Here is a 19,584-nt window from a genome sequence, read left to right on the forward strand (position 1 = left end):
CTTAATCTAGTGGTAATACCACTTCGATAGCATCTAATACATTACAAGTAGCAGCTCCATGACTCATGTCTTGGAGCTCTTTTTGTATCCGTTCTATATCGATAGGTGGCACTAAAATCGTAAGATCTATTTTTTCTCCAAAGGTAGCATCATAATGTAGTTGGGCATCTTGTAGATAGCGTTCTATTGTGCCATATAGTGCATAGTCAATAATCGCTTGTAATTGTGTTCTTGTGGTATGCAATTCTTTTGGCGCAAGACGCAATGTTTCCGCAACGGAGTGGGAGTATGCACGGATTAATCCACCAGCTCCAAGTTTTATGCCACCAAAGTAGCGCGTTACCACAACGGCTACATTTGTAATACCTGTTTTTTTCAAGACTTCTAGCATAGGCTTTCCAGCAGTGCCCGATGGTTCACCATTATCGGACGAGCGTTGTTGTTCTTGCTTTGGTCCTAATGCGAAGGCCGTACAATTATGCCGAGCATCCCAAAACTCTTTATTGATACGGGCGATAAAAGATTGCGCATCCTCTTCGGTACTACATGGATATACGGTAGTGATAAATCTGGATTTCTCCACTACATATTCATGGCGGAATTCTTTGGCAATGGCTATGAATTCCACGGTAGAGCTAGTTGTATCTGGCATTTCCTCACCTCCATTCTTATTGCTACCACTATAGTATTTATTCATCATCATCACTTTATTATAAGCTATTTATAAAGGTAATGTATAGATTATGAGCGATAATGTTTAATAATATATATATTTATTTACACAATATATAGCGCTACAATCGCAATTATTAATTCCCTTACAGAAAAGGAATAACCCTCTAGTTTTAGTAGGATATTGACGAATTGAGAATCTATGTTATTATAAATAGTAGATATATGAGTATTAGTTCATGTGATAAATATTACAAATATACTGTATTTATCATATTTTATGAATCTCTGATTTGAATTGTTTTGAAGGAAGTTATATATGAGTACAAAAAAACAAGAGTTTGACATTACGGGCATGCATTGTGCAGCCTGTGTAAAACGTGTTGAAAACGTCGTATCCAAGGTGGATGGCGTAGCTTCTGTAAAGGTTAACCTACTAACCCGTAAGGGGAGTGTAGAGTTTAAGGATGGCGCTACCGTAGAACCACAACAAATTATCGATGCCATAACGAATATCGGTTTTGGTGCTACTGAAGCGGATGAAACGAAACAAGAAATAGAAAAGGTTAATTTAAAACCACATATTACACGCCTTATTATTGCGGCTTGTATGGCGGTACCGATGATGATCAACATGACCTTGCATCGTTTTGGTATTCAAGCGTTGCCGGTTTGGGTTGAATTTGTATTAGCCACTATCGCTCAATTTGGCCCGGGGCTCATGTTCTATAAGAGTGCATGGAGTGCCGTAAAGAATGGGGCTCTTACGATGGATGTCCTCGTTGTGATGGGTACGACTGTGGCATATCTATTTAGTATTTATAACTGGCAGTTCCATCCAGAACTTGGTCCTCATGGTATTTACTTTGAAACCTCTGCATGGCTTATCACATTTATCCTTCTAGGTAAATTGTTAGAAGAGGTAGCCAAGGGGCGTACGTCTGAAGCGCTTCAAAAACTAATTGCTTTGCAACCGGCAACGGCTCATGTATTGCGAGATGGTGAATTTGTAGATATTCCTACCTCTAAGGTGGTAGCTGGCGATGTATTACAAGTGCGCGCCGGTGAAAAGATTCCTGTAGACGGTACTATTACAGAAGGTTACTCTACTGTTGATGAAGCTATGCTTACAGGTGAAAGCTTACCTGTAGAAAAACAAGTGGGCTCTGAGGTTATTGGGGCGACTATCAATTTAAGTGGTGCTTTCACAATGGAAGCAAAGCGCATTGGTAGCGACACGATGTTATCTCAAATTATCAAGGTCGTAGAGGAAGCTCAAACATCTAAAGCAAGCATTCAACGTATTGCGGATATTGTGGCTCAATACTTTGTACCAACTGTTATTGGCCTTGCTGTACTAACTGGTCTCGTGTGGTACTTTATTGTAGGCGATTCTATCAATGTAGCCCTTATTAATGCGACCGCTGTTCTAGTAATCGCTTGTCCATGTGCGCTTGGCCTTGCTACACCGACATCCATCATGGTAGGTTCTGGCCTTGGCGCAGAACATGGTGTTCTCATCAAGAGTGCGGAATATCTTGAAAAAGCCGGTAAACTCAATGCTATCGTTATGGATAAAACAGGTACTCTTACACAAGGCGTGCTCGATGTAACGGAATTCAAAAACTATAGTGGTGATGAAAGTGTGAACATGTCCATCATGATGGCTCTTGAAAGCGGCACATCGCATCCGATTGCTAAGGCTATGGTTTATTATGGTGAAGATCATGGCTACAAGGGGAAGGCTGTTGAACTTGAAAGCTTTGGCGATGTACCGGGTAAAGGCTTGCAAGGTGCTTACCAAGGTGTATCTGTACAACTTGGTCATAGCCGTTGGATGAGTGAACTCGGTTATGATTTATCTAAGGTGCAAGATGATATTCAACATTTTGAAGAACAAGGTGCATCTGTATCTGTTCTCGCTGTAGATGGTGTCATCAGTGCATTATGGGCTGTAGAAGATGAATTGCGTCCTGAAACTATTGAGGTTGTAAAAGAACTACAGTCTCAAGGCATCGATGTATGGATGCTTACCGGTGATAATCGCCGTACAGCTCAATATATTGCAAAACAAGCAGGCATTACTCATGTAATTGCTGAAGTGTTGCCTCAAGATAAGGCTAGCAAGGTAAAAGAATTGCAAGATAAAGGCCTTGTAGTTGGTATGGTTGGCGATGGTATCAACGATGCTCCAGCTCTTGTAACTGCAGATATCGGTTTTGCTATCGGTAGTGGCACAGATATCGCCGTAGAAGCAGCAGATATCGTTTTGGTACGCAATGATTTGCATACATTGGTACAAGCTGTACGCCTTAGCCGTAAGACGATGACTAATATTAAACAAAATTTATTCTGGGCATTGATCTTTAACTGCATTGGTATTCCTTTGGCTGCTGTAGGTGCCTTAAATCCTATGATTGCAGGTACTGCGATGGCATTTAGTTCTGTTACAGTAGTAAGTAATTCACTTCGCTTAAAACGCGCTAAGATTTAAACGGCAAATAAGTTATAATATTGATAAAGCACCTATGCAGTTGTATAGGTGCTTTGTTTTACTTGGGTGTCATATTTAATTCCTATAAAGCCGGTATTTTTAAATAGTGTATGATTTGTTATACTGAGTATAGTTATTGATAATAGGAAGAAAGGATCTTGATTATGAAATTAAAGACTCGTGATATTGTATATATAGGCTTTATTGCTGCCTTATGTGCAGTAGCAACAACGATTCGCATTGAAATACCAGGTGGGGCCATGGTTCATTTAGGTTCCGCTGCTCTCTTTACCACATCTATTCTCTTTGGTGGTTTATATGGTGGTTTAGGTGCGGCTATTGGTTCCGCATTATTTGATCTTTTTGGTGGACATACGCAATACATTGTATTCTCTTTCTTTATTAAAGGTATTGCAGGTCTTATTGTAGGTGGTATGACAGCAGGTTACTTGCCACCATCCATTACAAAGCCGACAGCATCCTTTACACGCATTTTGATTGCTCTTATTATTGGTACAATTTGGACTGCATTTGGCTATTTCTTAGCATGGTGGTTTGTTCTTGAAAGTGCAGCCGTAGCAGCTAGCAAAATTCAATACTCCTTAATTACAAGTGCTGCAGGTATTGTGGTGGCTATTATATTGACACCAAAACTACAAAAGGTAGTACGTAGATTATTTACAAAAAACTAATAGAGAATAATTTAAATCGCATCTTATTTCTCTAAATAGTAAAAGGGCGCTTATTAGCATATATATAAGCTAATGAACGCCCTTTTATTTTCATTTTATATCATTTGTTTATTGATTTTGTTTATGGCATTAAAAGTTACAAAGGTCGTTTAGGTTTTCTGCCATGGTAGGATGTGTGAAGATTTGATTTTTGAAGTATGTATATGGAATGTTGTTATCCATAGCCATTTTAATGAGATTAATCAACTCTTCAGCACCTTGAGAATAAAGTGTAGCACCGAGGATTAAATCGTTATCTGCATTTACTACAATTTTAAAAGCACCTTTTAAATAGTCGTTTACATGAGCTCTTGGCATGGTGGCTACGAGCATTTCTTTAGTTTTAACTGTATAGCCTTTGTTGATAGAATCTTCTTCTGTGAGACCTATACGAGCCAGTGGCGGTGTTAAAAATGTTGTGTAAGGAATATTTTTGCGATCTTTTAATGTGTATTGGCCATTTCCTGTAAGTGCACCGCATACAATGCGGAAGTCATCGAGAGAAATATACGTAAATTGAGGACCACCGTTTACATCGCCTACTGCATATACGCCAGGAACGGAGCTTTCACATGTATCATTCACTACGATAGCGCCGCGTTCGTTAGTAATAATATCCGTATTTTCTAAACCGATGTTAGCTGTATTTGGTTTGCGACCTGTAGCATATAAAACGGCATCAAATGTATAGTTTTGACTGTTTGCAGTAATAACAGGTTTGTTGCCATCATTAGATACAGAGTTTAATGTTATATCGTTAAGAATAGTAATACCTTGCTCAGTCAAGTACTCGTTAGCTAATTCTTGTACAATCGGTTCCTCCCGTTTTAAGATGCTAGATTCAATATTAAATACTGTTACCTTTGTACCTAGTTTAGCATATAGGCTGGCAAATTCAAGGCCGATAGGACCCGCACCGATAACGCCTAGTGTACTTGGTTGAGGCGATAATTGTTGAATTTCTGTGCTGTTATAGAAGCCTGTTGCTGCGCTGATGCCATCAATGTTAGGCTTAATCGCTACAGCACCAGTGTTAATAATAATTGTTTCACCAGATAAGATGATTTTGTCTTCCCCAGCTGTAACGGCGATTTCTTTATTACTAATGAATTCACCATGTCCAGTATATACATCGACATGTTCATTTGTGTCTAGCATAGCGAAGTTTTTATTGCGTAAACGAGATGTAACTACCTCGCGTTGGTTTAATACTTGATCGTAAGATAAGCCTTTTGATGCGGCTATAATCATCGTTTTAGTAGGTATACATGCGATATTAATACATGTACCACCATACATGAGTGGATTTTCTTCAATCATAGCTACGGCTTTGCCCATGGAGCCAAATTTAGCTGCTAATGTTTTACCGGCTTTGCCGAAACCTAGGACAATAAGATCATAATGTTTGGTATTCATACAATACCTCCTATCTTTTATATTGAAAATATTAGATATATTTATTATAGCACATAAAGTTGTATTGGGTAATAAAATAAGCTTTATATTTACAACTCCTAAATACTATAGGTATAATGAAAATAAGATGAAAATATGGCTGTGTGTGTATTGGAGGTATTATGAAGAGGATAGTTGGTTTAAGTATTATATTTGCTTTAAGTTCAACTTTAGTAATGGCAAATGTAACTGTACCGGAATTAGCTAATGCTATTCAAGTAGGTGATGAAAATAAAGTAACCCAATATTTAGCTGAAGGAGGAAATCCAAATGCAACATTAGTTCAGGGGCAAACTTTAGTTTTTGCGTCTGTGGGGGCTATGAATAATAAAGCCTTAAAACAATTAATAGATGCAGGCGCGGATGTTAATAAGGGTGGAAGTATAGGGGGTAGGCCTGCTATGTCACCTCTTATGTTAGCTGTAAGTGTATCAAATAATGAGGCTATTAAATTATTAGTTGATGCAGGTGGAGATGTAAATACTAAGTATATGGGAATTTCAGTTAGACAAATGGCCAAGAATTTGGGAAACCATGATGCTTTAGTCTTATTAACTCCTACAAATATAAAACCTGTCGATGCTGGAAGTACACATATCAATACAATAGATATCAATTCAAAAACAATACTGTCTCAGTTATCTCCAGCGGATCAAATAAAAGCAAAGCAAGATGCAAAAAAAGGTGAGCATCTATCGTATCCATTATATGAAAAAGGAAAAGGCTTCTTCACCGGATTGGCTGAAACGATGGTTTTTGGTGTGGAGAAAGGTAGAATCCGTTTGAATCTAATTACTCCATATAGTTTATATAGGCATGGTTACTACGAAGAAGTGCAAACTTTTATTCCATTTACAGATGAGGCAAAAACAGAGATTTTAGCTAATAAAGATAAGGTTTATATAGTGCCGTGGTCAGAGACATATGGCGTAATACCAAGTTACATTAAAAATTTAGTTATTCGAAAGAATGGACAGATTTATCATGCGCAAGAAGTTTCACCTAATTATTTAATGAGCTTAGGCGTCTCGAGTACATATGCTTTCGATATCAATTTGTTTGATGGTGAACCAATGGAAATTATTGCGATTGATGCCTCCAATAATAAACAACTAGTTATGCCTATAGACCGTAAATTTTATGAAAAACGTGGATGGTATTAATCTATCTCAAAAGAATTTTAGAAAATAAAAGTGTAAAAAGATGTGTTAAGTATTTCTACTTGACACATCTTTTTTTATGCTGTAGTATGTGTAAAGTAATATGACTTGACAGTGATGGAGGTGGCGAAATGGAAGAACGAGTACTTATCAGTTTACTCCTTGATTTCTATGGGCCATTGTTGACGGATAAGCAACGCATGTCCTTACAACTTCACCACGAAGATGATATGTCCCTTGGAGAAATTGCTGAGGAGCTTGGCGTATCTAGGCAAGCTGTACATGATAATTTACAGCGTGCACGTCATATTTTGAATGACTATGAATCTAAATTACACTTGGTGGCTCAATATGAGGCACGAGAACAAGTGATAAATGAATTAAAAGATACGTTGCCAGCGGATGTGCTTTCACAATCGCGGGTACAACAATTATTGACGCAAATGGAGGGATAATATGGCATTCGATAGTTTGTCAGAAAAACTGCAAGACGCCTTTAAATCCTTAAAAGGTAAGGGCAAAATTACAGAAGAAGATGTCAATCTTGCGTTGCGTCAGGTACGAACTGCTCTCTTAGAAGCGGACGTAAACTTTATGGTGGCGAAAGATTTCGTTAAATCCATTAAAGAAAAGGCCCTTGGTGAAGAGGTGTTCGGATCCTTGAACCCAGCTCAAACGGTTATTAAAATCGTTAATGATGAGTTGACAGCTCTCCTAGGTGGTACGCAAAGCCGTATCATGATTTCCAGTAAGCCTCCAACAATTATTATGCTTGTTGGTTTACAAGGTGCTGGTAAAACGACTACGGCTGGTAAATTGGCTGTATACCTTCGCAAACAAGGTAAACATCCAATGCTTGTTGCAGCCGACGTATACCGTCCAGCAGCGATTAAGCAATTGCAAGTAGTAGGTAAGCAAATCGATATCCCTGTATTTGCTGATGAAACACCAGGAGCTAATCCAGTAGATATTGCGCGTCGTGCCGTAGAGCAAAGCACGCATATGTTGAAGGATGTTGTTATCATCGATACAGCAGGTCGTTTGGCTATTGACGAAGTTCTCATGGACGAGTTGTCCAACATTAAAGCTGCTGTTCGACCTCATGAAATTCTACTCGTTGTAGACTCTATGATTGGTCAGGACGCGGTGACGACAGCACAAACGTTTAATGAAAAATTAGGCGTTGACGGTGTTATCCTTACTAAACTCGATGGTGATGCGCGCGGTGGTGCTGCATTATCTATTAAGGCTGTAACCGGTTTGCCAATCAAGTTTACGGGCGTAAGCGAAAAAATGGATGGTTTCGATGTATTCTATCCAGACCGTATGGCTTCTCGTATCCTCGATTTAGGGGATTTCAAAACTCTTATTGAAAGCGTACAAGGCGCTATTGATGAAGAAGAAGCTCGTGAAATGGCGCAAAAAATGGCGAAAAACAATTTCACCTTAGATGATTTCTTGAAACAGATGAATCAGGTGAGAAAGTTAGGACCATTGCAAAATATTATTGGCATGTTACCAGGCATGGGTCAAATTAAGGATCAATTAAAAGATCTTGATTTGAATAGTAAAGAAGTACGTCGCATTGAGGCTATCATCAAATCCATGACGGCTGCAGAACGACAAGATCCAAATATTTTAAATGGTTCTCGTCGTAAGCGTATTGCGATGGGGTCAGGTACACAAGTACAAGACGTCAATCGCTTATTAAAACAATTCGAAGAAGCGCGGAAGATGATGAAGCGTTTACAAGGATTGCGTGGCGGTAAGGGTGGCTTCCCTGGAATGCCAAAATTACCGTTTATGTAATACATGGACAGGGGCGCTGAACCTGTCCAGCACATCATTATAAGGAGGTGAATCCCACATGTTAAAAATTCGTTTGACTCGTTTAGGTGCTAAAAAAGCTCCTTTCTACCGTATCGTAGTTGCTGACTCACGTGCTCCACGTGAAGGTCGTCCTGTTGACACAATTGGTCAATATGATGCTACTAAACAACCAGCTATCGTTAATGTAGACGAAGAAAAAGCTTTGGCTTGGTTAGCTAAAGGTGCTCAGCCTACTGACACTGTTCGCTCCTTGTTCAAAAAACAAGGCGTTATGCAAAAATTTGCAGACGCTAAAAAGTAATTAATAGAGAGGCATACTGTGATGATAGAATTAATTTCATTAATTGCGAAATCATTAGTGAAGCAGCCTGATGCCGTTTCTGTTACCATGGTCCAAAAGGGCAATGTTGAGGTCTATGAGCTTCATGTAGCTCCAGAGGATATGGGTAAAGTCATCGGAAAGCAAGGTCGAATTGCAAAAGCAATTCGCTCTGTGGTGAAAGCGGCGGCTATTAAAGAGAACAAAAAGATATCTGTTGATATTGTCTAAAAGGGAGTGTTCCAATGGAAGAAATGACATTACGTGTCCCTGTAGCAGTAAAAGCAAAAGTAACAGAAGATTTGAAAGCGAAAATTGTATCCGATCTTGAAACTCGCCTTGATATGGTGAATAAAGATTTGGAAGCAATTGAGTTTCAAGCTCAACGTATTTTAGCTGATGCAGCTAAAGTTGATGCGACAAGTCTTACTGCAATTCGTCAACAAATCGACGAAGAGAAAAATAAACGCTTGGCTTTCAAAGAAGAAGTAACAGCTAAATTGAAAGACGCTCAAGAATTGACATTGGGGACTGAAATTCCTCAAGGTACATTAGAGCAAACAGTTACCGTTAAAATCGGGGATAATTTGGATGCCATGATGGGCGCTGAAATCCTATTAGAAGACGGTAAAATCGTTGCGTTTCGTCAATAATGAAGCCTAACGATTTCATCACTATAGGTGTTATCATCGCCCCGCACGGCGTGCGGGGTGATCTTCGTATTATGCCTAGAACCGATTTTCCAGAACGGTTCATGCATATGGATGCCTGTTACATCGATGGTAAAGAATACCACGTTGCATCCGCACGATTTCATAAACAATTCGTATTAGCTTCGTTTAAGGAAATTCCTGATCGCAACACCGCTGAATTATTCTCTAAGAAAGAGATTCAAGTACGTCGTGAAGATTTGGTAGAATTACCAGAAGGCCGTTACTATATCTTTGATATGATTGGCCTTGAGGTGCAAGATACAAAGGGCAATGTACTTGGTACATTGACGGATGTATTACAACCGGGAGCTAATGATGTATATGTGGTTTCCAAAGAAGGGGAACCAGATCAATTGTTTGCAGCCATTGATGATGTTATCATTGACATCGATATGGACAAACGCATGATGATCGTTGATCCGCCTGAGTGGGTATAATCCATTTAGGCGGTTTTTTATATCTATTTATAGGTGTCTTATGATAGAATTAATTATAAGATAGCTATATATAGATTTATGATAATAATAAGTGTATTCGGGGGAGGCCTGTTGTGAAAATAGATATTATATCCTTGTTTCCAGAGTTTTTTGATGCCTTCTTTAGTCATTCCATCATAAAACGAGCCATAGAGGCGGGACGGCTAGATATGGCTGTGACGAATCCGCGCGATTTTAGTCATAATAAACATGGACAAGTGGATGATACACCGTATGGTGGTGGGGCAGGCATGCTCATGATGGCGCCTCCTATTTTTGAGGCCGTAGAATCTGTTGCCTCTAACTATGATAGTGCTATTAATGGTGCCTACGAAACGGATGAGATGTGTGATGAGATGAGCCTCATTGGTAATCCTAGTGAAAGTATACGTCGTCGCATTGTATTTATGGGTCCTACGGGTCAACCTTTCACACAGGAAAAGGCTAGAGAACTAGCAACTTATAATCAACTGATTCTCGTATGTGGCCATTATGAAGGTGTTGATTATCGTGTAGAGGAACATTTAGTAGATGAAACCATTTCCATTGGTGACTATGTGTTAACAGGTGGCGAGTTGCCAGCTATGGTTGTAGCCGATGCAGTGGCTCGAATGATTCCCGGTGTATTAGGCGCAGCTAGTGGGGCCCAAGAGGATTCCTTTTATGAGCCTTTATTAGAATGTCCTCAATATACAAAGCCCCCAGAATTCAGAGGATGGGTTGTTCCTGACATATTGCGTAGCGGTCATCATAAAAACATTGCCACATGGCGACAAAAGGAAGCCTTAAAGCGGACACGATTGTTGCGGCCCGATTTATTGGAACGACCATTAACAAAAGAGGAAATTAAACTTTTAAAAGAAATTGTTGAAGAAGAGTCTAGGCTATGAATTTTAAGTGTTATGATGTTGTAGAGATTCAGGGAAAGCGATACGTAGTTACTGAAGTTATCTCCTATCAAGAATTCATCATAGAAAAGACAGTGAATTATACTCTTAATGATGAAATGTATAATAATGAACTAGGTACTCATAAAGGGGCTAAGAATTGGACCGAATATGGTCTTATGCCAGTGGATGGTGGAGATAAAAAATGGCTCACCATTGTAAATGGGGAAAAAGACTATTGTACCTTTTCAGAGACTATTTTACGTTCAACGCCGCCTAAAGGATATAAACTGTACGATAAAGGCTTACAACGCGTCATGTCTGTTGAGGGTGAAAGTAAAGCTAGAAGCGGTGATAAGGCCGATTATAAAGAATATAGAACGATTAAAAATGATAAGACCTATGTATTCTTTATTGAGGACTGGCATGGTGGTTTGACGGATCAGGCTCAAGGTGAGAGGATTCGTTTGTCGGATGTACATCGACGGCGAGATCAGGCTGCTCAAACAGCGAGTAAAAAGATTCGTAATGCAGCACGGAGAAAAGAATGGACACGATTGGGTCTGAGTTGGGGAATTATTTTATTCTTTTTGGGATATTTATTCGTAGGAGATATGACTTGGCATGAATTGCGTGATGAAGTAGGATTCCCATATACCATGGAAGAGCGCATTAAAGATTCCTATTATTATGAACCGCAAGGCACAAAAGACGGTTTGATGGTATATACGTCAAAGCAAGATCCAAATGCAACGGCTATCGATCTTATCGATGCTGTGTATGGCAAGGTTTATACCATTAAACAAGACACTAGGTCTCCTGAGCGATGGATTGTCATTTATACGACTAAAGAGGTATCTGTTATTAGTGTGGTTAATGGCACTACGTATGTTGAAGTGGGAGAATTAAAAAACTTGTCAGATTCGGAGAATACACGCATAGCGACTATTAGAAATGACAGTGAAATATTGTTACGATATGCGTATATGGTGGAATTAAAGAATAAGCAGGGACGTAAGACGTTATCAAATATAATAAAAGATTGATATAGTATTGATTTCAGTTACGAAATCAAACGAAGGAATATTATATGTATGAACCAAGTAAGAATACTGTTTACATAGCCATAGCCTTTACATCTATAGCAGCCCTAGTAGGCGCTTATTCGTATTGGGACGATGTTAGCTATGCTCTATGTGATGTGGTCAAACCAGAATCGAATAATGGTGAAGTGCGGCTCATTGATGATGAAGGTAAAAGCTATACCTTGATTAATCATGGTGATGGAAAAGAAACGGCGCTCTATGATGATGCTGAGAAGTCTGTTACCTTTCATCGTGATGAGAAGGGTGATATTATATGGGATGCAGGCTTAGCCAGTTTGATTCCAACTTTGGCGGTAGGATACTATGCATTTCATGGTTTTTCAGCTCCAACGGCATATATGGATGCACCTAGTATGACCTATCGCGCTACATCACCTCTTACCCCTTTTGATGCAAGTACAGGCGCTAGTAAATCTAATAGTGCAAGAGTGGCTAGAACTATTAATGAAATGACTAGAAATCGTTACAATACTAAAACGAGTAATCGAGCACATAGAATTGGTGAAAAGTATGGCTTTGGTAGTGTAGGGGCTCGAACTTCGAGCGGTGCCTCTTAATGAAAGGATGAACAATGAAATCCTATATTGATGAGCTTGATAGAAATATATTTAATTTCGTGGAATATGAAGGGTATGATGATCGGTATCCTTCCTTGTCTATGCAGGCCTTTTCATCCGACTTTTACGATGAAATTCGCCATGCTTCACGTAGATTATTTCAAATATTTTGTAAAGCTGCAAAAGTATTTCAAATGGCACCAGATGACTTTGCTCGAAATATGGATATGCCAGACAATTTAATTCCTTATTTACATAAGTCGAATGCCTTAGGGTTACCGACATGGTTATCACGCTTTGATTTTGTTCTCGATGTAAATGGTAATTTGCGGATGGTAGAACTTAATGCAGATACGCCATGTTTTCTTATTGAAAGCTATTATGCCAATGAAGTAGCAGCTAATTATGTAGGACGAAAACATCCTAATATAGAATGCCAAAAAGAATTACATACATTTTTAAAGCGCATGTATGATGCTGTTTTATCTGCTAAGTATGGTAGAAACCAATATGAATCTATGCGGGCAAATAGAGAGCGCCTACCTAAGGATCCCTTTGTATTCTCCTGCTTTCATGATTATTTTGAAGATTATGGAACAACACAGTTTCTTATGAATGAGCTAAAAACAGCCTGTCCTGAGGCAGACACGCGATTCATATCCTTTTATGATATGAAGATTGATGATGAGGGCATTCCTTTAGAAGATGGTAGTCATGCGACTCTATTATATCGATTGCATCCCATGGAACTTTTGATTGATGAACAAACACCAGATGGCGAACCTTTGGGTGAAATGTTCTTAGATTTGTACGAGGATGATACATTCGCTCTTTTTAATCCGCCAGAGTCCATTATTCTACAAAATAAATCCTTTATGTCCTTAGTATATGCATTGTATTTAACAGATCAATTTTTTACAAAACCAGATCGAGATATCATCGAGCGTTATTTGGCACCATCCTATTTTGAAAATGATTTTTCAGCTCTTGATGATGGCCTTTATATTCAAAAGGAAATTTGGGGCCGTGAAGGAAGGCATGTACAAGTTGTTCAAAAGCGTGGTGATACATCTGAGCTTTACATGGAAAAGCTAGTTGATAACTATGACGATATTGTTTGTCGCGATAGTAAAAAGGTGATGTATCAAGACTTTATACAGCAGAAACGTTTTACTCATACAGTGGATTGTGGAGTGAAAGATGGATTTTTAACCTTATCCTGTTTTATGCTTGGCGATCAAGCCTCCGCGGTAGGATGCCGTTTTTCTCCGGAAGAGATAGCTGGTACAGAAGCATACTTTGTACCATTACTAATAGAGTAAGAGAAATACTATGTAATTTTTGACCATATAGAGTATGGTTAAACAAAGGATAATAGGTGTACTTCGCAGCAGTTGTGGTTATGTCTACTTTAGAGAGGGTGCGTATGGAGTTTAATTGTTATGATGTCTTAGAGGTTCATGGCAGCCGTTATGTAATCACTGAGAAAATTAAATATATAGAGATTATTCCAAAAGCAGATAAGGAACAATCCTATAGGGGCCAGCCGTCTATGACAAAATCACCTGGTGATTATTGGCATGAATATGGACTAGAGGCTGTTGAGGGAATCGATAAAATATGGTTAACCATTGAGTATAATGATAATGAATGGTGTACCGTATCTAGAACATCCTTTCATACACGGCCGGGAAAAGATTTTACATTACATCAAATCGGTTTAGAAAAGGTTGTCGATGTGGATGGTGAAAGTGGTGCCTCCGTAGGGGACCGTGCAGGATATCGAGAATATCAGCTACCTTGTGAAGGTGGTGCTAGTGTATTCTTTGAAGAAGAGTGGTTTGAAGGTAAAAAAATGTTTGCCGAAGGATCACGAGTGCCCTTGGCGAACATTCGTCTTTGTAATGATGCAGCCGCTCAAGCTATTAAGCAAAAGATGCGTAACAAATCAATGAAAAAGAGGTTTGGATCTATTGCTGTTGGCGTGGGGTATGGTGTACTATTTTTACTATTTTTATTTTGGTCGGACAATGATTTGTCTTGGCATAGTATACGCGCTATGTTTGGAGTGCCTTACACGGTAAAAGAACATATGCATGACACATCTGCATATTATACAAAAACAGATTCGGATAGCGACTATGTATACACGTCTACACTAGATCCTGTTAGTACCGCATTAGACTTGATTGATTCTGTGAATGGTGATATTAAGAATGAGCGGGATAACTTAGAAGAGGGACATGAAGTTATTGTATTTTATTCTGGGGACTTGGTGTATCTCATCACTAATACGGATGGACAAACTAGGGTTAAGGTATGTGAACAATCAAAATTAACACAAGAGGATTGGAAAATTATTGATCGTACATTAATCAGCTCTCATATACTAGATAACTATGCGACCATGGTTCGACTAGGGGATAATACGGGACGCGAACGATTGTATCCTACCAGCAACTCTAACAACACATCCAATACAAAATTATATTATTAGGAGGCTTATTATGATTTATATACCAGATGTATTATTGACAATTTTTTATGCTTGTTTTGGCATTATACTGATGTTAACGGCGAACACGGTTATCGATTTCTTCGTGCCTGGAAAATTTAGTGAAGAAATTAAGCGTGGTAACTGTGCTGTGGCGTGGCTTTCAGCGGGATCATTTATCGGTATCGGTGAAATTTTGCGCGCTGTTATTATGTCACCAGCCGTGACTACGGCTGATACGTCCCTGTTACATGGCATTGTAGCCAGTGTTGTATACGCTGTGCTAGGTATTATACTATTTGTAACGGGCTATATGTTTATCAATATTTGGCATCGTAAATATAAATTATCCGAAGAAATTATGCGTGGTAATACAGCGGCTGGTATTCTTGTATTTGGCATTTTCGTTGGTCTTGCTCTTGTTATTAGCGGTGCTGTGCACTAAGGGAGCGTTTTATGTATAAGCCAAGTAAGAAAACCATATACCTTACAGGTGCTTTCGCCGCAGTTGCTGGTCTTGTAGGTATGTATTCATACTGGAACGATATCTCCTATGCTGTGTGTGATAAGGTTTATCCAGAGGCAAATGAAGGGGAGGTTCGATTAAAGGATAGTCAAGGTAATCGGTATTCTCTTTTAAACCATGGCGATGGAAAAGAAACCGCCTTGTATGACGATAATCGTTCAGTTACCTTTCACCGTGATAATGGTGGAAACTTAGTGTGGGATGCTGGTTTGGCAAGTTTGTTACCAACTATTGCAGCTGGGTATTATATGTTTCATGGGTTTAATCCTCCTACGGCACGTATGGATGGACGAACTATGACATATCGCGCGGTATCGCCATTAAAACCGTATGAACAACCTAATGAATATACGTCATCAGGATCAACTATACATGGCTATGGAGGTGGAAGAACCTTTCGTAGTTATGAGAATAATAGAAGTAAGAAAGCATCATCTATAGGGCAAAAGTCTGGATTTGGTAGTGCTGGTGCACGGTCTAGTGCTTCGTAATGGATATGGTGGTACTATGTATTGATAAAAGTTGTTTAAGATTTAGGAGATATAGTATTGGCGAATTTATATATTGGACTCGTTCATTATCCTATTATGAATAAACATAAAGAGGTAATAACGACGGCCATTACAAATTATGATATTCACGATATTGCGCGCGCATCTATTACCTATGATGTGTCTAAATATTTTGTGATTCATAATATCCCAGCTCAACGAGAGTTAGCGGCTACCATTATGGAACATTGGAAATCTGGTTTTGGTAGTACTTATAATCCAGATAGAAAAGATGCTTTCACAGGCGTTGAACTCGTTAATTCTATCGCTGTGGCAGTGCGTACTATCGAGGAATTAGAAGGGGTGAAACCCATCATAGCAACTACCGATGCTCGGACCTATGATAATACAATTTCCTATGCACGGATGCGTGAACATCTTGAAAATGAGGGCCGCCCTGTGTTAGTATTATTTGGTACCGGTTATGGTATGACAAAAGAAACGATGGAAAGCTTTGACTATATTTTAGAACCTATATATGGCCACGGTGAATACAATCATTTATCTGTGCGTAGTGCCGTTTCAATCATCTTGGATCGATTACGGGGCGAAGCATGGTGGAATAAATAGGAGGCGTCTATGTCAGGACATTCAAAATGGGCAAATATTAAACATAAAAAAGGTAAAACCGATGCGTTGAAGGCTAAATTAGCTACGAAAATCGGTCGTGAAATTACCGTTGCAGCACGTATGGGTGGTGCGGATCCAACGGGTAATATGCGCTTGAAATTGGCTTTACAAAAAGCTCGTGAAAACAATATTCCTAAGGATAATATTCAACGTGCTATCGATAAAGGCGTTGGCGCTACGGATATGAATGCATATGAAGAAATCGTATATGAAGGTTACGGTCCTGCCGGTGTTGCTGTTACCGTAGAGGTTATGACGGATAATCGTAATCGTGCGGCTGCCGATGTGCGCCATGCCTTCTCCAAACAAGGTGGTAATCTTGGTGAAAGCGGTTGTGTAGGCTGGATGTTTAAATCTAAAGGCGTATTCGTTATCGATAAAGAAGGTCACGATGAAGATGAATTGACATTGTTGGCTCTTGATGCGGGTGCAGAAGATCTTAAAGCGGAAGATGATGTGTTTGAAATCTATACAACGCCAGAAGATTTTGATGCAGTAGAACAAGCCTTGGCTGATGCGGGCATAGAAACTGAAGTGGCAAAGATTACAATGATTCCAGATACAACTATCGAATTATCTGGTGACGATGCTGTAAAAATGCAAAAAATGCTCGATGTTTTGGATGACCTTGATGATGTACAAAACGTATACCACAATGGTATTTTGCCAGACGACGAAGAAGAATAATAGAAACAGGGAGTGCTCTAGGAGCACTCCTCATTTTTTATCTTCGCCTAGTTTCTCCTTGTAAAAAGGTAATAAAAATATCGTGATTTCATGAATTTCGATGTTCTAATATGCTATAATAAAATAGATTATGAGTGTTACGAGGTAAGCTTTGGCTTATCTCATTTTTAAACTGAGGGGGATGGAGTGCGGATTATAGGAATCGACCCAGGTACGGCAATTTGCGGCTATGGCATTATTGACGTGCAGGGAAGCAAGCTAACGCCAGTAGTCTATGGGGCTATTACGACTCCTAAGGAACTGACAGATGCTCAGCGTTTAGAAATCTTATTTAATGATTTAAGCGATATTTTAGAGGAATATAAGCCGGATAAGTTTGGTGTAGAGGAACTCTTTTTTAATCGTAATGTAACGACGGCGATTAAGGTAGGGCAAGCTCGTGGGGTTATATTGCTGGCCGCAGAGCAACAGAGGATACCTATATATGAATATACGCCATTACAAATTAAACAGGCTGTTACTGGTTATGGTAAGGCCGATAAAAATCAGGTTATTTACATGACCATGAATATTTTGGGGATTCGTGAGAAAATTAAGCCCGATGATACGGCGGATGCATTAGCAGTCGCCATTTGTACGGCGCATAGTTCTCACCAAGATAGATTGATGAGGTTAATTAAATGATTGGGTATGTACGAGGCATTGTAACACATCTATTCAAGGAATCTTGTTATGTAGATGTACATGGTGTAGGGTACCGTGTGTATGTGCCAACCACTACACGACAACAATTAATAGAGGGGCAAGAGGCCACATTGTTTACCTATCTTAATGTTCGGGAAGATGCAATGCAACTATACGGATTTTGGACAGAGGATGAGTACGAACTTTTTATTCTGCTCATTTCTGTTTCTGGTATTGGGCCAAAGGTAGGCTTAGGCATATTGTCCGGCATGACGCCAGAGGCTTTCAAATTGGCTGTTATTAATGGTCAGGTACAACAATTAACAAAATTACCGGGCATAGGGAAAAAGTCGGCAGAGCGTCTTGTCCTAGAATTAAAGGATAAGTTAGCGAAGATGACTCAGATTAGTGTTGAAACACCTGCAGCCATCCAACCAATTAGTGTTACTCATAGCGGACCGAGCGGGGAGGCGATTGAGGCACTGGTATCATTAGGATATGCGCAAAAAGATGTGGAAGCACTAGTTGAATCCTTAAACGATGGTTCAAAAGATGTATCTGCGTTGATAAAAGCTTGTTTAGTTGAACTTGGGAAAGGACGTTAGCCATGAACGAAGAAGTACGCCTCGTAGGCGGCGGTGATCGAGAAGAGGACGTATGGCAATATAGTCTTCGACCTAAGTATTTTAATGAGTATATTGGCCAACGAGAGGCTAAGGATAATCTGAATATTTATATTCAAGCTACTAAACAGCGTGGTGAAGCCTTAGATCATGTTCTGTTATATGGTCCTCCGGGGCTAGGTAAGACCACATTAGCTGGCATTATTGCTAATGAACTGGGTGTTAATTTTCGTATAACATCAGGTCCTGCTATAGAAAAAGCCGGCGATTTAGCTGCTATTTTGACGAATCTTGATGAACATGATGTTTTGTTTATCGATGAGATTCATCGACTTTCACGAAGTGTAGAAGAGGTATTGTACTCTGCTATGGAGGACTATGCCTTGGATATTATCATCGGCAAGGGACCAAGTGCGCGTTCCGTCCGCATTGATTTACCAAAGTTTACCTTGGTTGGTGCGACGACACGAGCTGGGGCATTGGCTGCGCCATTGCGTGATCGATTCGGTATCGTGAGTCGATTGGAATATTACAAACAAGAAGAGTTAGAATTTATCGTAACTCGTGCTGCGGATATTTTGAATATCGGCATTGAGCAAGCTGGTGCTAGTGAGATTGCTCGACGCTCGAGAGGAACACCGCGTATTGCGAATCGATTGTTAAAACGAGTTCGCGATTTTGCACAAGTTGTGGGGAATGGCGTTATTACTGCGGATATTGCAGATGAAGCGCTAAAACGTCTACATGTGGATAAGATGGGACTTGACCGCATTGATAGACGAGTGTTGAAGTGTATTATTGAAAATTATGATGGTGGCCCTGTGGGGATAGAAACAATAGCGGCTGCCGTCAGTGAAGAGAGAGATACCATCGAAGATGTGTATGAACCATATTTGATGCAATTGGGATTTTTAGGTAGAACACCGCGGGGGCGTGTGGCTACTAAATTGGCTTATGATCATCTAGGTATTTCGCAAACAGGGAAATAA

The 19,584-nt window shown here is 39.5% G+C and carries 23 protein-coding genes; 21 read left to right on the forward strand and 2 right to left on the reverse strand.

Features of this window, described 5'->3' with window-relative positions; genetic code table 11:
* Position 1: 1 nt before the first annotated feature.
* Positions 2-652, reverse strand: a complete 651-nt coding sequence (locus tag O3598_RS08535; protein ID WP_287530049.1) for a YigZ family protein — start codon at positions 650-652, stop codon at positions 2-4.
* A 339-nt stretch (positions 653-991) separates the two neighbouring features.
* Between O3598_RS08535 and O3598_RS08540 the strand changes: the two genes are divergently transcribed.
* Both O3598_RS08540 and O3598_RS08545 read left to right on the forward strand, forming a co-directional pair.
* Positions 992-3,166 (forward strand): heavy metal translocating P-type ATPase, encoded by a 2,175-nt coding sequence (locus tag O3598_RS08540; protein WP_371452384.1) that lies wholly within the window; start codon positions 992-994, stop codon positions 3,164-3,166.
* A 164-nt stretch (positions 3,167-3,330) separates the two neighbouring features.
* Positions 3,331-3,858, forward strand: a complete 528-nt coding sequence (locus O3598_RS08545) for an ECF transporter S component (RefSeq protein ID WP_119982141.1) — start codon at positions 3,331-3,333, stop codon at positions 3,856-3,858.
* Positions 3,859-3,987: 129 nt separating this feature from the next.
* Here O3598_RS08545 and O3598_RS08550 read toward each other — a convergent pair whose 3' ends face one another.
* Positions 3,988-5,313, reverse strand: coding sequence for an FAD-containing oxidoreductase (locus O3598_RS08550; protein WP_316593606.1), 1,326 nt, complete (start codon positions 5,311-5,313; stop codon positions 3,988-3,990).
* Positions 5,314-5,474: 161 nt separating this feature from the next.
* On the opposite strand from O3598_RS08550, the gene O3598_RS08555 reads away from it, so the two are divergent.
* From O3598_RS08555 to ruvB, 19 genes are all read left to right on the forward strand, one after another.
* Entirely contained in the window at positions 5,475-6,515 is a 1,041-nt protein-coding gene (locus O3598_RS08555; RefSeq protein ID WP_371452387.1) for an ankyrin repeat domain-containing protein, read from the forward strand.
* A gap of 128 nt (positions 6,516-6,643) precedes the next feature.
* Positions 6,644-6,967 (forward strand): YlxM family DNA-binding protein, encoded by a 324-nt coding sequence (gene ylxM, locus O3598_RS08560; RefSeq protein WP_005382996.1) that lies wholly within the window; start codon positions 6,644-6,646, stop codon positions 6,965-6,967.
* Between the two features lies 1 nt (position 6,968).
* Positions 6,969-8,321: a signal recognition particle protein gene (gene ffh, locus O3598_RS08565; RefSeq protein WP_005381771.1), complete on the forward strand. Its 1,353-nt coding sequence runs from the start codon at positions 6,969-6,971 to the stop codon at positions 8,319-8,321.
* A 58-nt stretch (positions 8,322-8,379) separates the two neighbouring features.
* Complete coding sequence (gene rpsP, locus O3598_RS08570; protein ID WP_005377914.1) at positions 8,380-8,643, forward strand: 30S ribosomal protein S16; 264 nt, start codon at positions 8,380-8,382, stop codon at positions 8,641-8,643.
* Between the two features lie 21 nt (positions 8,644-8,664).
* Positions 8,665-8,892 (forward strand): KH domain-containing protein, encoded by a 228-nt coding sequence (locus O3598_RS08575; protein WP_004695567.1) that lies wholly within the window; start codon positions 8,665-8,667, stop codon positions 8,890-8,892.
* Between the two features lie 14 nt (positions 8,893-8,906).
* Positions 8,907-9,314 carry a YlqD family protein gene (locus O3598_RS08580; RefSeq protein ID WP_005377933.1) on the forward strand — a complete coding sequence of 136 codons (408 nt, stop codon included), beginning with the start codon at positions 8,907-8,909 and terminating at the stop codon, positions 9,312-9,314.
* A complete protein-coding gene (gene rimM, locus O3598_RS08585) occupies positions 9,314-9,811 on the forward strand; it encodes a ribosome maturation factor RimM (protein ID WP_038125200.1) in 498 nt (165 codons plus the stop codon). The genes O3598_RS08580 and rimM overlap by 1 nt, the downstream gene beginning before the upstream one ends.
* 113 nt (positions 9,812-9,924) lie before the next feature.
* A complete protein-coding gene (gene trmD, locus O3598_RS08590; RefSeq protein ID WP_287532805.1) occupies positions 9,925-10,740 on the forward strand; it encodes a tRNA (guanosine(37)-N1)-methyltransferase TrmD in 816 nt (271 codons plus the stop codon).
* Positions 10,737-11,783 carry a DUF4178 domain-containing protein gene (locus O3598_RS08595; RefSeq protein WP_316586637.1) on the forward strand — a complete coding sequence of 349 codons (1,047 nt, stop codon included), beginning with the start codon at positions 10,737-10,739 and terminating at the stop codon, positions 11,781-11,783. The genes trmD and O3598_RS08595 overlap by 4 nt, the downstream gene beginning before the upstream one ends.
* Positions 11,784-11,827: 44 nt before the next feature.
* Entirely contained in the window at positions 11,828-12,400 is a 573-nt protein-coding gene (locus O3598_RS08600) for a hypothetical protein (protein WP_227041785.1), read from the forward strand.
* Between the two features lie 14 nt (positions 12,401-12,414).
* Entirely contained in the window at positions 12,415-13,722 is a 1,308-nt protein-coding gene (locus O3598_RS08605) for a glutathionylspermidine synthase family protein (RefSeq protein WP_287532567.1), read from the forward strand.
* A gap of 104 nt (positions 13,723-13,826) precedes the next feature.
* Positions 13,827-14,897, forward strand: coding sequence for a hypothetical protein (locus tag O3598_RS08610; protein ID WP_005377921.1), 1,071 nt, complete (start codon positions 13,827-13,829; stop codon positions 14,895-14,897).
* Positions 14,898-14,907: 10 nt separating this feature from the next.
* Complete coding sequence (locus O3598_RS08615) at positions 14,908-15,339, forward strand: DUF350 domain-containing protein (protein WP_005377920.1); 432 nt, start codon at positions 14,908-14,910, stop codon at positions 15,337-15,339.
* A gap of 11 nt (positions 15,340-15,350) precedes the next feature.
* On the forward strand, positions 15,351-15,911 hold the full coding sequence (locus tag O3598_RS08620; RefSeq protein ID WP_156718462.1) for a hypothetical protein: 561 nt from the start codon (positions 15,351-15,353) through the stop codon (positions 15,909-15,911).
* 57 nt (positions 15,912-15,968) lie between these two features.
* Entirely contained in the window at positions 15,969-16,541 is a 573-nt protein-coding gene (locus O3598_RS08625; RefSeq protein ID WP_009661492.1) for an RNA methyltransferase, read from the forward strand.
* A 9-nt stretch (positions 16,542-16,550) separates the two neighbouring features.
* Entirely contained in the window at positions 16,551-17,288 is a 738-nt protein-coding gene (locus O3598_RS08630) for a YebC/PmpR family DNA-binding transcriptional regulator (protein ID WP_009661479.1), read from the forward strand.
* Between the two features lie 186 nt (positions 17,289-17,474).
* Positions 17,475-17,972 (forward strand): crossover junction endodeoxyribonuclease RuvC, encoded by a 498-nt coding sequence (gene ruvC, locus O3598_RS08635; RefSeq protein WP_016476640.1) that lies wholly within the window; start codon positions 17,475-17,477, stop codon positions 17,970-17,972.
* A complete protein-coding gene (ruvA, locus tag O3598_RS08640) occupies positions 17,969-18,577 on the forward strand; it encodes a Holliday junction branch migration protein RuvA (protein ID WP_227041780.1) in 609 nt (202 codons plus the stop codon). Before ruvC ends, ruvA begins: the two co-directional genes overlap by 4 nt.
* A 2-nt stretch (positions 18,578-18,579) precedes the next feature.
* Positions 18,580-19,584: a Holliday junction branch migration DNA helicase RuvB gene (gene ruvB, locus O3598_RS08645; protein WP_005378326.1), complete on the forward strand. Its 1,005-nt coding sequence runs from the start codon at positions 18,580-18,582 to the stop codon at positions 19,582-19,584.

It is taken from the genome of Veillonella atypica, assembly GCF_041431435.1.
Taxonomy (GTDB): Bacteria; Bacillota; Negativicutes; order Veillonellales; family Veillonellaceae; genus Veillonella; species Veillonella atypica.